This is a genomic window from Flavobacterium sp. J372, from assembly GCF_024699965.1.
Classification (GTDB): domain Bacteria; phylum Bacteroidota; class Bacteroidia; order Flavobacteriales; family Flavobacteriaceae; genus Flavobacterium.
In genome coordinates, this window is the sequence record NZ_JAJOMZ010000004.1 from 3,134,858 (window position 1) to 3,148,773 (window position 13,916).

Consider the following 13,916-nt stretch of genomic DNA (forward strand, 5'->3'; position numbering starts at 1 on the left):
GCGTTGGTGTTGCGGCGGCTGCCGGCTCTTGTGCGTGGTCCTGGTGCTGTATTTCGTTAGTAGTTGTGTTCGGCTCTTTCTTAGCCTGCTCTTTTTTACAGGGGCCTTCTTTTGAGCCACTTTCTTTTTGCGGGCTTTGCTTTTTCTTTTACGAGGGCCATGCCGCATTTAGGGCATTTGCCAGGCTTATCCGACCGCACTTCAGGATGCATCGGACAGGTGTAGGTGGCCGCAGTGCCTTTTGATGTTTCAGTAGTTTTTGGCGCTGTATGGCCGGAATGCTGCGCCTGCACCAATACTGGGATAAAGGACAGCAGAAGTGCCAGTATAAGATGTTTTAGGTGTTTTTTCATAAGTGTATCTTTTAAATGTTCCTTATTCTTAGGGAATTGAGTATAACCGAAACAGAGCTAAGGCTCATGGCGGCTGCCGCTATCATCGGCGAGAGCAGGATACCGAATGAGGGATACAGCACGCCTGCGGCTACCGGTATGCCAATGATATTATAAATGAAAGCCAGGAAGAGGTTCTGACGGATGTTGCCCATTACCTTATGGCTCAGGTCCACGGCTTTGACGATACCCTGCAGGTCCCCCCTTCAGAAGAGTAACCCCGGCACTTTCGATGGCTACATCCGTGCCTGTGCCCATTGCAATACCAATATCAGCCTGTGCCAGGGCGGGCGCATCATTAATACCGTCCCCTGCCATAGCAACCACTTTTCCCTGCGACTGCAATTTCTTGATCTCCTCCAGCTTATCCTGCGGCAGAGCCTCGGCCCTGAAATGCTGTAGCCCCAATTGCGCAGCTACCGCTTTAGCAGTTGCTGCGTTATCCCCTGTAAGCATTATAACGTCAATACCCTTAGCCTGAAGGGCTCTGATTGCATTTGCGCTGGTCGCCTTAATAGCATCGCTGATCGTAATATATCCGATGACGCTTTTGCCACGGCTGACGTAGGAGACCGTCTTTCCTTTTGCCTGTTCAAGGGCTACCTCATCAGCAAGGACAGCCGGAATTGAAGCCCCTACAGATTCCATAAGCCCTTTATTGCCCAGTGCTGCCTTTTGCCCTAGTACTACCCCGGTAACGCCTTTGCCTGTAACAGCATCGAAATCATCGGCCTTTTCCGGTGCAATGCCCTTGATTTTGGCAAAATCCAGGACCGCCTTAGCCAGCGGATGCTCGCTGTACTGGTTCAGTGAGCTGATTAATGTTATGATCTCACCTTCGGCTATTCCGGCTATCGGGACAACGCTTTCCACTGAAGGCTTGCCTTCGGTAATGGTGCCGGTCTTATCGGTAATGAGCACATCAAGCTTTGCCATTTTTTCAATAGCTTCAGCATTTTTAATGAGCACCCCTTCCTGGGCTCCCTTGCCCACACCTACCATTATTGACATAGGTGTCGCCAACCCCAGTGCGCAGGGGCAGGCAATTATCAGTACGGCAAGCGCATTGGCAAATGCAAAAATATAAGCCGGCTGTGGGCCGTAGATGGCCCAGACAGCGAATGTAATGACAGCTATTGCTATTACAGCAGGCACAAAATAGCCCGATACCTTATCAGCAAGCTTCTGGATCGGCGCGCGCGAGCGGCTTGCCGAATTGACCATTTCGATGATTTGCGCCAGCAAGGTCTCTTCGCCGACCCTCTCGGCGGACATCAGGAATGTTTTTGTGCCGTTGATAGTTCCTGCACTCACCTTATCCCCCTGTTGCTTGGTAACGGGAATGGGCTCACCTGTAATCATTGACTCATCAACGCTGCCTGAGCCTTCCGCGATGGTGCCGTCTACAGGTATCTTGTCTCCGGGCTTTACCCGCAGGATATCTCCTTTTACGATTTCATTGATGTGTATTACAGTATCCCTGCCGTCTTTTACCAGCACAGCTTCTGTTGGGGAAAGCTTTAAAAGTTCCCGTATGGCGCCGCTGGTGCGGCTGTGGGCCTTCGCTTCAAGCAGCTGCCCTAAAAGCACAAGGGTAAGGATTACGGTAACTGCCTCGAAATACAGGTGCACGCCCCCATGGTGGCTGCGGAACTGCTCAGGAAAAACCCCCGGGAATAAAAGCCCGATGATACTGAAGATAAAAGCGGCCGCTGCGCCCAGCCCGATAAGGCTGAACATATTGAGCCGCAGGGTCGCAAAAGAAACCCAGGCTCTTTGAAAGAACATCCACGTAGCATAAAAAACGACGGGCAAGGAAAAGGCAAACTGGGTCCAGTTGGACACGTCCTGCCCCAGGGAACGCCCGATAGGGTTGCCGGGGATCATTTCGCCCATTGCAAGGATAAAGATCGGCAGGGTAAAGCCAACCGCTACCCAAAACTTCCTCCGCAGCAATTTGTACGCTTGCTCCTGGTCATCGCCATCCGGTGCCAGTGGCACAAGGTCCATTCCGCAGATAGGACACGCTCCCGGTGCATCTTTAACGATCTCGGGATGCATCGGGCAGGTATACTGCCCGGATGTATTTTGGAGCTGCGGTACCTTCTCCAGATTCATCCCGCAGACCGGGCAACTGCCGGGCCGGTCATAGGTTTTTTCGCCTTCGCAATGCATCGGGCAGTAATATACGGCGCCGTTGACAGGGGCCTGCGGCGTGTGGTGATCCACATGCTGCGCATGGTTTTTAGTGTCCATAGTTTGCCCCTGCATCGAAATATGGTATTCACCCGCAGTGCGTAACGCCTCCTGGAGCTTTTCCGTGGGGATGTGGCGATCCATAGTGATTTCTGCCACAGGCGGGTCCAGGGATACTGTGGCTGTAACCCCGTCTACGGAATTAAGCGCTTTTTCAACTGCATTCCTGCAACCCTGGCAGCTCATTCCCTGAATTTCATACGTATGCTTCATAACCCAAAGATTTAAGTTAATAATTATTCCACAGACAGGCTGTCCTGCAGGGCCTGCACCCATTGCGTCAGCACTTGCACTTCTTCTTCTGTAAGCCTGGCATACCTATGCATCAGAGCGTAAGATTCGGGAGGCATACTGCCTGCCTTCACCTGCCCTGCCACGGATTCAAGCTTGCTAGCCTGCCTTCGCTTTGAATAGGTGCCGAAAGTGCTGAAATTTAATTCTTCCTTTCCCTCTGAGATATGCCCCTCCAGCCACCATCCCACGGGCTGGACATAGGAATACCAAGGGTAATCCGTCGTGTTGCTGTGGCAATCGTAACAGGAGCGCTCAAGGATACCTGCTACCTGGCCGGGTATCTTATGGACAGCCCCAATGCTCTGAGGCTCCACTTCAGCCGCCCCTGCACCCTGCTTTGGCTGGTAGCACTGCATGAGTGCGAACACAACCAGAACGGCAGTCGCAGGCTTACCAGGCCGCCAACCCATGCTAAAACTCTTTTTTTATCGAACCGCAGCTAAGCATCTCTTCACCGTAATAAGGATTCCTGATGTCCCTGCCTGCACTGAGCCAGACTGCTCCCTTACCCTCATTGTACATCGGGCAATGGGCCTGGTACAGTCTGGTCTCTGATCCAAAGGCTGTCACTAAATCGCTCATATCCTTACTCAGAATTGCCATGTGCTCCCTTTGGTGCGCGATGTCCGAGGCATTGTGGCTGATATGTTCCGCATGTTCCTTCGCATCTGCTACAATATCAAGGTAATCCGCGCGCTTTTTATCCTGCACCGTTTTTGGGTCAATCTTATTAAATTCATTAAGAAGCGTTTTTCCTGCGCCGGCAGCACCCTTTGCGTCATCACGCGCCAGAGCGTCCTGAAGCTTCAGGTAGGCCCCTATAATGCCTTTTGTTGAAAAAGAGGCTGTGTTTGCTTCAGCTGCCGGGGAATCCGCAGTTCCCGTGCTATCCTGTGCTGCAGCAGCAGCTTCAGGAACAGCACTGATTTCGTTTGGCTGCTCATTTGGAGCGCTTTCGCTGGTATTGTTTTCTTTTTGCCGCAGGAAATCGTTAGTAGCGATATTGCAACCAGGCTGTATATTGTATTTTTCATTGCTTTCATGATTAATCTGTTATATGTCCAAGCTGTTAGTTTGTCACGTTAAAAAATGTATATTCCAGTTTCAGGTAAATTCCATTTGGGGCCGAGCGCAGCATCGAGCTGTACAATTCCTGCTTGTAAGCCACATCAATTCTCGCCTGGCTGTTTATGATGAACTGGACAGAAGGTACAACATCAAGGTAAGACCTGCCGTTCTCAGCCAGGGTCTGCCCAAGCAATTCAACCATCAGGTTGATATTGGTCTGCTTATAGCTGGTATAGGTCTTTGGGTACATGAGCCTGCCCAGCGACAGCGAATAGTTGATGGCGGTACTGGCCTGTCCCGATGGAAAATCATTATCAGGCCTGTTATCAAAAGCCTTCTCGTAGCTCACAGTGGAGCTGATTGCCAGTTTTTTGATCAGCTTGGTCGCTATGATACCGGCTTCGACACCCGTATTGTGCCCCATGGTCTCGATTTCTTCCTGATGGATATCGGCATTGTTCATGCTGTAGCGCCCAAAGGCGGCCATCCTGAAATGGCTTTGCAGGTCATCGCTCGAGAGGAACCTGTATTTGGCATACAGCCCGCCACCTTCAGTCACAAGGTCGGTATTCCTGTTGCTTATGTAGGCTGTGGCCCTTACCATCCAGCTTTTGTTGATGCCCCATGTAACCTCGGGCATCATGTGGTAGTTATATCCCGAATCGTATTGCTCCTTCATCAGGGACTGCCCGATCCGCGCACTTATAGAGCCTGCCGGCACATTGCTGGCGGGTTCGGTCATCACAAATAATTCCTGTGCACTGGCGAAGTAGCCTCCCATTAGCAAACATAGTATCGTTAGCTTCCTCATGCTTAAATCACCTTCACATGAAAATCACCTTCGTTCTCAACATTATAGGTTGGGTATTTCGAGTATGATTTCTGCAGTTTCTTATATTCCTTTTGGGTTACATAGCCCTTGTCCTGTATCTTTAGCCTGGTTTGCCCGTTCAATACTTTTTCCTTAGAATCGACAAACACGAGTGTTGCGCCCTGCGCCTCTACCGCGGCATTATCTTTCGGCACAACCTGGTCCAGGCTGAGGGTAATCACCATCGACCCCACAAAGAATCCTGCCTTTTCCACGCTGTTCTTCAGTGTCGCCGGTGTGATTGTATTGCCTGGCTTTAGAATGACCGTGAACGTATTGGTGTTAAGGTCAGTCTCTACATTTTCTACCCCATCGATTGACTTCAGCTGCTTGTTAATGGCATTCGAGCACATAGAACAGGTCAGGCCCGTTGCCACAATTTCCGCTTTTTGGAGTTGCCCATAAACGGTAGCTGATGGCAGAAATGTCGCAAATGTTAACAGCAGCAGTTGATATATAGTTTTCATATTATTTAGCTTTATTGATTTCATTAATGATCTGTTGTTCTGAAGGATTTATGGCGATGAGTTTGCCTGAAGCATCGAAGAGATAGCTGGCAGGCATATTCTCTACACCGAAGGTTACAGCCGATTTGGCGTCGAAGCCCGCAGGGTCATTCACCTGCACATAAGCGATCTTATCTTTTTTTATGGCATCACGCCATTTTGCCTTGTCTTTATCAAGGGAAACCCCTACGATCTCAAAGCCCTGCTTTTTGTACTTGCTGTAGAGCTTTACCAATTTCTTATTGGCCACCCTGCAGGGCCCACACCACGATGCCCAAAAATCCACAAGTGTAACCTTTCCTTTGAAGGATGCGAGGTCTACGGGCTGGCCCTCGCTCGATCTGAGGGTGAGCTTTGGAAGTGACGCCCCGGTCCTTAGCTGCGCCGCAGCAGGGATGCAAAGCATGCTCATCAGCATGATCAGTACCAGATTTAGTCTCATCTTATTCAATGGTTTCAATGTTTTTACCGCAGGTAAGCATCTGTGAGCCGTAATACGGGTTTTTGATCGCCTTTTCTTCACTTAGCCAGTTTGCGCCTTTGCCGTCATTGAACATTGGGCAATTGTTATAGTATACTGACTGTGGCAGGTCAGCCGCCTTGGCCAGCGTGTATAGATTCTCTGATAATGTTGAGAAAAGCTGCCGCTGCTTCTTCAGGTCCTGTGAACTGGCAATACCCGCAGCATCGCTTGAAAGTTTTTCTTTAGCTTTCATCCAGGCTGTATGCTCTTCGGCTTTAAGGGAAGCCATATTCACACTTTCAATTGTTTTCTCAAGCTCTCCGGCAAGGGAAGCTGCTTGCTTGGCATCCGATTTTACAAGCGCCTGTTGCAGCCTGAAATAATTTGTCATTACAGGAGCAAGAGCTGTCGGCTGCGCATCAGCGGCAATACTACCATTATGTCCAGAATGTTGGGAACCGTCCATGGCGTGGGAGCCATTAGAGCCCGCTTTATCTTCAACAGCAGCAATGCCTGCACGCTCGTACTGGCAGCAGCCATGAAGGTTGTTGTAAGCTTCCTCAGGAGCGAGGAACTTTTCATTATCGTAGCCGGCAAGGGCAATACGTTTCAGTACCTGGTCAGCAGTGGTTTTTTGGGGATCATAGGTGATGGTCGCAACCTGTTTATCCTTATCCCATTCTACCTGGGATTCTTTTTTTACAGTACCTGCTTTCTCGATGGTGGCCTCACACATACCGCAATTGCCGGAGACCTTTGCCGTTATAGTTTCTGCATTTTTTATCTGTGCATGCACATGGAATGATGATGCCAATACAAATGCTGGCACCACAAGCTTTCTAAGTAAACTCATGACTTAATATGATTTAAAATAATAGACAATTGGTGCAGCATTCTTTGCCTGATGCGTATGCAAATGCAAAGCAATACAACAGCTGTCCCGAAAGGACGCACTTATGGCTGTTACAAAATGGGTCTAGCTTATTTTTGGCGGTAGCCGAAGGGAATCAATTGCAGATTTAAAAAATGTTTCGGTATACCCGAATCGAACATTTTCATAAAAGTACTCTATAAATTCATGCTTATATTCCTCTGTTATGAAAATCGCGAATGCAAAGCCGGAAGAAGACGGGCAGTTGCAAGAAGAATGCCCGCATTTGCCGTCGCAGTCCTGATCGCCACTGCCGCATGGTGCAGTTTCCATATCCTTTTTCTCGCAGCACTCCTTGCCACAGGATTTTGAAGCTTCTTTATGATGGCCTCCATCCTTTTGCCCACAGGCAAAAGCAATACCGGGGCTCATTAACAGGCCCAGGGTCATCAGTAATATAAAATGAAACTTCTTCAATTGCATGAATTTGATTTACAAAATTAAAGAAAAATCCAGTACACTCTTCTTAACTTTGTTAAAATGTTGTTATTTCTTATAGCGCCCACAATTGCTGCGGCCTTTATAAGTCAAAGATAGTGAATGGGCATGTCGCGCAACTTATGGAATTTTGGATATAATGTATATAATTTTGGGATTTTTACTCCAGGTGATGTTCCCGCAGGGTGTGATTATGAAACCGGGCATAAGCGCTTACAGCCTCTGAAAAGCGTAAAACTTTAAGAAAACTGCCATCTTTAAAGTCAATTTCCGCTTCATAATAATAGTTGTGGACTTCACTAGGGTCCTCAACTTTCTCAATGGTATAGGCAGTGCACCAGAGGGATTGCATCAGCCCTGTAAAGCCCTGCTTATACATTTCTGTTTCTGCGATGGCCATATTACCCATGATCACCGAACATTTATAGCTGTGCTTTTTATTCATGTCTTATATTGCTTGAGTTAATTGGGCTAGTAATTGCCACCGTTCCTTTGGTAAAACTATTGGAACTTCAGTTTCTCGATGAGGTCGAGAAAATAGCTGTCGCTCCAGATATTGAGCACGGCATCGTCTTTTATAAAAGGTATTACATCCGCCTTCACATTCTCCAAATCTACTGCTTTTATTTTATCGTGTAACAGTCCCATAACATCATCGGGGACAAGTTCCCCCCCTTCCCAGTCGCCGGTATCTTTTGCTCTGAGCATAAAGTGGTGCATATCCAGGGGGATGCCTTTTTTGATATACCATTCCAGGTCATACCAGTCCCTGCCTTTGACCCTGTTTATCCACTTACGGAACAGCAAGGCATGCATTTTACCGGCAAAGAGGCTGGGCCGGTCGAAACAGTTCACATAAAATGAAAAAGGCCGCGTTAATAGCTTCATTTCAGTAGCAAATCCCGGCGGGGGCTGCCTGTCCACTTCAATTTTGATTTTCATGCCCCGGTTCGTAGGCTTAATACCTGCCTGCTTGACAATATCTTCCAGCACCAGCTCCTTCCACTCGGTTTCAGACTTCAGGAAAGCCGAATCGATATTTGTCTTTTCTTTTTTATTCTTTTCCCTGATACTGACTTTCATCCCAACAGACTCGAATTCGGCTACTATAGCATCAAAATAAGGTTCCAGCGAAAAGTCCGGATCCGCCTTGAGCAATGAAAAATCAAGGTCCTCCGAAAACCGGTCCAGGCCGTAAAAAATGCGTAGGGCAGTACCGCCATAAAATGCTGCCTTTTCAAAAAAGTTAGTTCTTGACAGCCCTGCCAGTGCAACTTCCTGCATAATTTCCCGTAGTGCCGAAAGCACATCCTCCGAATTTTTCGGTTCATATTCGCCAATCCATTCCTTTATCATATTTTTTCCAGTGTTTTAATGAGCATCTTAAGGCTTTCTTTTTTTGGCGCATCCGCGACCCAGGGCCTCAGTACCTTAATATTAATGCGTTCCAGCCCTACAGGGTCTATCCTGAGATCATCCAGCAAAAAGCTGCGGGTCTGGGCTGTACTGCGTAAGGTCAGGCCTGCAGTGGCGATTATTTTATCACACAAAGCTTTCTCGGGTAGTGCTATAAGGGCAACCTGTCCCGGGGACAGTTCGATGCTGCCGATACCAAAGCTGTAGTAAGGGAACGGAAGGTGGCGGTAGCTAAACCTCCCCCACGGGTGTGCGGAATTTTCTGGACGTTTTTATTGTTGCTGAGGTAACCTCATATACCCGCTCGGGAATCAGGCCCCAGAACGACAAAGCTGATTCAAGGGATATATAACTTGGCCCCAACAAATGGTTGGCAATTAGAAACGGTTCAGGTACGGGAAGATCGGTTTTGCCCCCCGGTACGTACAGCCCTTTTTTTAGCGGAACCAGTTCACCGCTTTTTAATAATTCGCTGATCTTATCGTTCGGACGCTTATAGTCGCGCAGTATAGTGAGCATTACCTGCCGGCTTAACGGTGCAAAAGAATAATTTTTTACTAATTTACTTAAGTCCATAGCTGCAATTTTAAATGGCTAAAATCGGAAAAATTCCGATTTAAACCAAATATAATTACAAATATTTTTGTCATATACATAGAGGATAATCGGAAAAAACTCCGATTAGGCATTAAAAATATAACATTCCACTACGTATAAGAGCCTAAACTAATGTTCGGCAATAAGCCGATCCCACTGCGCAGCCCTGAATATAAGAAGACCTGTACATATACCTATCTTTGTCTAAAGATTCGACTTCAATCCTTTTATAATATTATGTGAAAGAATTATGTCCTTAAAAAGTACTGAAGGGGACCAATAGTCGAACTTTGTTTGTAATCTATTGATTATTACCGGCAATGAAATGCCATTGGACAAATTGCCACGGAATTGCCACATTTTTTTAACTTTAACGCTTAATACAATTATATGGCAAAAAATGATGGTAAAAAGCTTGAAGGGCTAGTTGCATTTATTGAGAAAACCTTTATTGCAGAAGGCTGTGAGGTAATTACCAATGATAAAGTTTATAACGACCAAGGTGAACAAATCGCAGAGTTCGATGCAATCATCTCTAAGCCTATTGATGGCGGTACTTACAAATGGCTTATAGAATGCCGTGATCGCCCAAGCTCGGGAGCGGCGCCTGCCTCCTGGATTGAGCAGCTATTTGGCAGAAAAGAAAGATTTAAATTTGATAAGGTCACTGCTGTATCTACAACAGGATTCTCTCCAGGCGCACGGGATAGAGCTGATTTTGGAGGCATCGAATTACGAGAAATGAAAGAGCTGTCGCCTAATGAATTCGGCGATTGGCTTACCATATACTATCAGCATGTACTTTCACAGCATTTTGAGCTGGTTAATGCTGAAGTTTTCGTCGAGAATCCATCCGCAGAAGTTTCGACAGCCGTTAACGATGCTCTACAGAAATTGGCTTCCGGTGAATTACCTGGTTTCTTTGTCCCTGCTCACAATACTCATGCGACCGCAGATGCCCTATTAAATTCAGTGATAGCGCAAAGTCAGGATCTGGCAAACATCCCTTTATCAAGCGAACCTGTTGATGTAGAATTAAAGGCCGAGTACAATAACATTGATGATCCTGTTTTACTCACGACAGCTGTGGGAGAAATTAGAGTTTCAAAAATAATATTCCACACCCGCTTGACCGCTGTCCAGCACACTGTGCCGCTTTGGGCCGCTGAATACCGAATACATCAGGATACAGAAAAGATTTCTGATGTAGCAACAGCCAATTATAATCTTGAAAATTTTGACATTAATGTTCAAATGCATCGGCCTGATTCAGGAGATGGCGGAAGTTATATTGAAGCCACAGTAAAACCAAAATAATATTTAGTCGATCATAATTCTCAACATTGCTTCAAAAAGTCCACCTCACTCCGAACTCCGGGATGATAGGACGCACGGTAAACGACATACCCCATCTCCTGTAATTCCTTGAAATATTTATGATAAGTCGGCACGGTGGAAATATGAGATAAGGCCATCAGCTGGCTCCTACTCACTTTAACATGCTTAATCCGGTCCTGCCTGAATGCCAGTATAAACAATGCTGCTAATAATGAAATATGCCAAACATTTAATCGCTCATCCTTCAGTATAGCATCAAGAGCGCTATTTAGTTGCTGCTCGTTCATTTTGTTTAGAATTAAACAATTGGATTAGATCAGCCTTATTGTAGTAATAAGAGCCCAGCACTTTTTTAAATCTCACTTTACCGGTTATTCTTAAATTTTGTAGCGATCCAGGCGAGATATCCAGCATTTTCCTAACCACTCTTGCCTTGAGCCACTCTACCTCAATATGATCTTTGTCCTCAGGCTTCGAACCTTCAATTATCTTTCGGATTGTATCTATCAGCAACATACCGAATTTGCGCAAATCTTCTTTCGTTACACCATCTTCCATTTTCTGCAGTTTTAGTTGTAGCAATTAGTCCGGAAAGTATATCTTGCTTGCCCTGTTCTTTTTCTTGGAAGGGATATAGCGCAAGTAACCATATTCATTCATTTCCTTCAGGCAACGATAGTAGGTCTTATGCGCAGAAATCTTTGCGATGCGCATTATTTCAATGGTAATGGCATCCACAGGATTACAAAAGCCCCTCTCCAGTCTATATTGAAGTAAAGCCGCATAGATGCCAATGTGCGTATTGCTGATACGTTGGTCGCTGCGCGTCCTTTCGAAAAAGATGGCAAGGGGCTCCAGTAAGTTCATGGCTAAACACTTCTGGATTTACGGCGTTGCTTCTTTTGCTTCTCATCACCAGGGCCTTCATCATCTCCATCACCGGCTTTAGCTTTCTGTGATTCCTTCTGGTTTCTTCCCTCTTGTTGCGACTCGCCTTGCCCTTTCGACTGGTTCATATCAACACGCTTTTGGGCATCATCGTAAATGTTCAGGCTCTTGAACTGGGGATTGGCTTCGATGTATTGCTTCACCTCCTGCCCATCTTTTATGAATGTAGCGGATTGCAGGTTACCCTTTTTCAAAGAGTTGATGAGATCGTCCTTGTGCGAATTGTTATCAAGCTCTTTAATGGGATGTTTGGCCAAAGTGGCTTCCAGGTCGTAGCCATAATTTTCATGATATTGCTTCACTGCGAAGTTTCCCTTTTCATCGGAATCCTTAAAGTCTAACTGAACCCCGCAGAGTGGGATGATGAAAGAGTACATCTTCAGGCACAACTACCCGGACAAGTTCGAGTATTTTCACCCTGTCTTTGAAGAGCAGCTTGGGGAAACCTACGGCATTATGGTATACCAGGAGGATGTGATCAAGATTGCATTGCATTACGGAGGGGTTGCCGCTGAGGATGGGGATATCCTTCGCAGGGCAATGAGCGGCAAAGGCCGTTCGTTAGCGGCTCTACAGAAAGTAAAGGATAATTTTTTCAGGTGCTGCGCAGAGAAAGGCCATCCGGAACAGCTAAGTACTGAAATTTACAGGCAGATTGAATCCTTTGCAGGATACTCGTTTTGCAAGGCACACTCGGCATCCTATGCTGTGGAAAGCTACCAGAGCCTGTATCTTAAAGTGCATTATCCCATTGAGTTTATGGTAGCGGTGATCAACAACCAGGGCGGCTTTTACCGTACTGAGGTATATGTGCATGAGGCGCGGATGTCCGGGGCAGCTATTCACAACCCTTGTATCAATAAAAGCTTGGTGGAAACAACGTTGTATGGAAAAGATGTCTATCTGGGCTTCATGCATCTTCAGGGGCTGCAGGGAGAGATCGCGCAGAAAATTGTGGATGAGCGGAATGCCAACGGTGATTATGCCAGCCTGGAGGATTTTATCAACCGCGTCCCCATCGGCATTGAGGGGATGCAATTGCTGATCTATATCGGGGCGTTGCGCTGCACAGGCAAAACAAAGAATGAGCTGCTGGTGACTGCAAGGCGCATCATGATGAATTTTAAGCCCGAGAACCGCTATCCCCAATTGCTGCCGGAACCGGTCGGGATTATAGACTGCCGGAGCTGAAGCGCTCCCCATTCGAGGACGCTTTTGATGAGATTGAGTTGTTGGGATTCCCAGTGTCCGTAACGCCGTTCAACCTGCTAAAAACTTCCTACCGTGGGGATGTAATGGCATGTGATTTGGTAAAACACCACAAGAAGCAGGTAAAGATGCTTGCCTACCTTGTCTCACGCAAGCATGTGCCGACCAAGCTGGGCGCCATGTATTTCGGTACCTGGATCGATGCCAACGGGGAATTCTTCGATACAGCCCATTTTACCGGGAGCCTTAAAGAATATCCTTTTAAGGGCGGCGGGTGCTACCTGCTCCTTGGGACTGTGGAAGTCGATTACCATTTCCCGACCATTACCATCTCAAAGATGGAAAAGATGCCTTTCATCCCTGACCCGCGTTACCGGGAGACCGATGCGGAGAGTTCGCGTACCCAGGAGAAGCTGCGGGAAGATGTCTCTATGACCCACCGCGCGCCCTATCCGCAGGAACAGGAGATCAACCTGCCGAGACATAAGATGGTCGAGGCGAAAAGATAATAACAACATAGGATTAGAATTTATGACACTATTTAACGATACTGACCTTTTCAACTCAGGCACTGAAGATAAAAAAACATACGACCTGCCGGACCTTGAGCTTATGAAAATGGAGGCATTCATTCCTAAAGAGGAAGCCGACAGGTACTATCATATGCTGCTGCATAGCACACCGTGGCATGAGTACCAGATGCCCATGTATGATAAAGTGGTCACAGCCCCGCGTATGATTGCCTGGTACGGCGAGCAGGAAGAAGCCGGAGAAAGTTCGCTGCCGTGGACACCGGAACTATTAGAATTGCGCGCGAAAGTTGAAGAACAGACCGGGCTTTCGTTTAATGCGGTGCTGCTGAACCTTTACCGTAACGGGAATGACAGCGTAGCCTGGCACTCCGACAAAGAGCATAAGATTGGGAAAAACCCTTCAATTGCTTCGGTAACCTTTGGGCAAACAAGGCCGTTCAGGTTTCGCCATAAGACGGATAAAACGATTGGACAATTGGAAATCCCCCTCCATCACGGCACTTTGCTGCTCATGTCGGGAACAACGAATACCTATTGGGAGCATCATATCCCTAAATCGGCTAAGGACATGCTGCCAAGAATTAATCTCACTTTCCGACAGGTGAAAAAGCTATAGGTGTCCATTGCCATTCAATAGGGAAAGTTATAGCTTTGCC

General features: G+C 47.1%; 18 protein-coding genes and 3 pseudogenes. 3 read left to right on the forward strand and 18 right to left on the reverse strand.

The annotated features are described in order from the left end of the window. Positions 1-95: 95 nt before the first annotated feature. The 14 genes and pseudogenes from LRS05_RS17385 to LRS05_RS15455 form a co-directional block, all read right to left on the reverse strand. On the reverse strand, positions 96-353 hold the full coding sequence (locus LRS05_RS17385) for a heavy metal-binding domain-containing protein (RefSeq protein ID WP_308224953.1): 258 nt from the start codon (positions 351-353) through the stop codon (positions 96-98). 11 nt (positions 354-364) lie between these two features. Next, positions 365-2,861: pseudogene (locus LRS05_RS15395) on the reverse strand (heavy metal translocating P-type ATPase). Between the two features lie 23 nt (positions 2,862-2,884). After that, complete coding sequence (locus tag LRS05_RS15400) at positions 2,885-3,352, reverse strand: heme-binding domain-containing protein (RefSeq protein WP_257869124.1); 468 nt, start codon at positions 3,350-3,352, stop codon at positions 2,885-2,887. A 1-nt stretch (position 3,353) separates the two neighbouring features. Next, a complete protein-coding gene (locus LRS05_RS15405; protein WP_257869125.1) occupies positions 3,354-3,524 on the reverse strand; it encodes a hypothetical protein in 171 nt (56 codons plus the stop codon). Positions 3,525-3,551: 27 nt separating this feature from the next. Beyond that, positions 3,552-3,767 (reverse strand): annotated as a pseudogene (locus LRS05_RS15410) (DUF3347 domain-containing protein); the annotation flags it as partial. Further along, positions 3,761-3,976: a hypothetical protein gene (locus LRS05_RS15415; RefSeq protein WP_257869126.1), complete on the reverse strand. Its 216-nt coding sequence runs from the start codon at positions 3,974-3,976 to the stop codon at positions 3,761-3,763. The gene LRS05_RS15415 and the pseudogene LRS05_RS15410, both read right to left, overlap by 7 nt. A gap of 35 nt (positions 3,977-4,011) precedes the next feature. Next, positions 4,012-4,821, reverse strand: coding sequence for a hypothetical protein (locus LRS05_RS15420; protein ID WP_099073340.1), 810 nt, complete (start codon positions 4,819-4,821; stop codon positions 4,012-4,014). Between the two features lie 2 nt (positions 4,822-4,823). Next, positions 4,824-5,348, reverse strand: coding sequence for a heavy-metal-associated domain-containing protein (locus LRS05_RS15425; RefSeq protein ID WP_257869127.1), 525 nt, complete (start codon positions 5,346-5,348; stop codon positions 4,824-4,826). Between the two features lies 1 nt (position 5,349). Continuing rightward, on the reverse strand, positions 5,350-5,829 hold the full coding sequence (locus LRS05_RS15430) for a TlpA disulfide reductase family protein (RefSeq protein ID WP_257869128.1): 480 nt from the start codon (positions 5,827-5,829) through the stop codon (positions 5,350-5,352). Position 5,830: 1 nt separating this feature from the next. Next, on the reverse strand, positions 5,831-6,703 hold the full coding sequence (locus LRS05_RS15435; protein WP_257869129.1) for a DUF3347 domain-containing protein: 873 nt from the start codon (positions 6,701-6,703) through the stop codon (positions 5,831-5,833). A 123-nt stretch (positions 6,704-6,826) separates the two neighbouring features. Next, positions 6,827-7,198 (reverse strand): hypothetical protein, encoded by a 372-nt coding sequence (locus LRS05_RS15440; protein ID WP_257869130.1) that lies wholly within the window; start codon positions 7,196-7,198, stop codon positions 6,827-6,829. A 181-nt stretch (positions 7,199-7,379) separates the two neighbouring features. Further along, positions 7,380-7,664 (reverse strand): hypothetical protein, encoded by a 285-nt coding sequence (locus LRS05_RS15445; protein WP_257869131.1) that lies wholly within the window; start codon positions 7,662-7,664, stop codon positions 7,380-7,382. Between the two features lie 56 nt (positions 7,665-7,720). Further along, the gene (locus LRS05_RS15450; RefSeq protein ID WP_257869132.1) at positions 7,721-8,575 is read right to left on the reverse strand and encodes a nucleotidyl transferase AbiEii/AbiGii toxin family protein; all 855 of its coding nucleotides are present in this window, start codon (positions 8,573-8,575) and stop codon (positions 7,721-7,723) included. A 291-nt stretch (positions 8,576-8,866) separates the two neighbouring features. Next, a complete protein-coding gene (locus LRS05_RS15455; RefSeq protein WP_257869133.1) occupies positions 8,867-9,211 on the reverse strand; it encodes a hypothetical protein in 345 nt (114 codons plus the stop codon). A 411-nt stretch (positions 9,212-9,622) separates the two neighbouring features. On the opposite strand from LRS05_RS15455, the gene LRS05_RS15460 reads away from it, so the two are divergent. After that, positions 9,623-10,549: a restriction endonuclease gene (locus LRS05_RS15460; protein WP_257869134.1), complete on the forward strand. Its 927-nt coding sequence runs from the start codon at positions 9,623-9,625 to the stop codon at positions 10,547-10,549. 20 nt (positions 10,550-10,569) lie between these two features. On the opposite strand, the gene LRS05_RS15465 is transcribed toward LRS05_RS15460, so the two are convergent. From LRS05_RS15465 to LRS05_RS15480, 4 genes are read right to left on the reverse strand one after another with little or no spacing between them, the layout of a single operon-like run. Beyond that, positions 10,570-10,857, reverse strand: a complete 288-nt coding sequence (locus LRS05_RS15465; protein WP_257869135.1) for a hypothetical protein — start codon at positions 10,855-10,857, stop codon at positions 10,570-10,572. Beyond that, a complete protein-coding gene (locus LRS05_RS15470; RefSeq protein WP_257869136.1) occupies positions 10,835-11,128 on the reverse strand; it encodes a helix-turn-helix domain-containing protein in 294 nt (97 codons plus the stop codon). Before LRS05_RS15470 ends, LRS05_RS15465 begins: the two co-directional genes overlap by 23 nt. 24 nt (positions 11,129-11,152) lie before the next feature. Continuing rightward, positions 11,153-11,437, reverse strand: a complete 285-nt coding sequence (locus LRS05_RS15475; protein ID WP_257869137.1) for a hypothetical protein — start codon at positions 11,435-11,437, stop codon at positions 11,153-11,155. Between the two features lie 2 nt (positions 11,438-11,439). After that, a complete protein-coding gene (locus tag LRS05_RS15480) occupies positions 11,440-11,820 on the reverse strand; it encodes a hypothetical protein (RefSeq protein ID WP_257869138.1) in 381 nt (126 codons plus the stop codon). A 49-nt stretch (positions 11,821-11,869) separates the two neighbouring features. Here LRS05_RS15480 and LRS05_RS15485 point away from each other — a divergent pair. After that, positions 11,870-13,236: pseudogene (locus tag LRS05_RS15485) on the forward strand (DNA polymerase III subunit alpha); the annotation flags it as partial. A gap of 22 nt (positions 13,237-13,258) precedes the next feature. Continuing rightward, positions 13,259-13,876, forward strand: a complete 618-nt coding sequence (locus LRS05_RS15490; RefSeq protein WP_257869139.1) for an alpha-ketoglutarate-dependent dioxygenase AlkB — start codon at positions 13,259-13,261, stop codon at positions 13,874-13,876. The last annotated feature ends 40 nt before the right edge of the window (positions 13,877-13,916 follow it).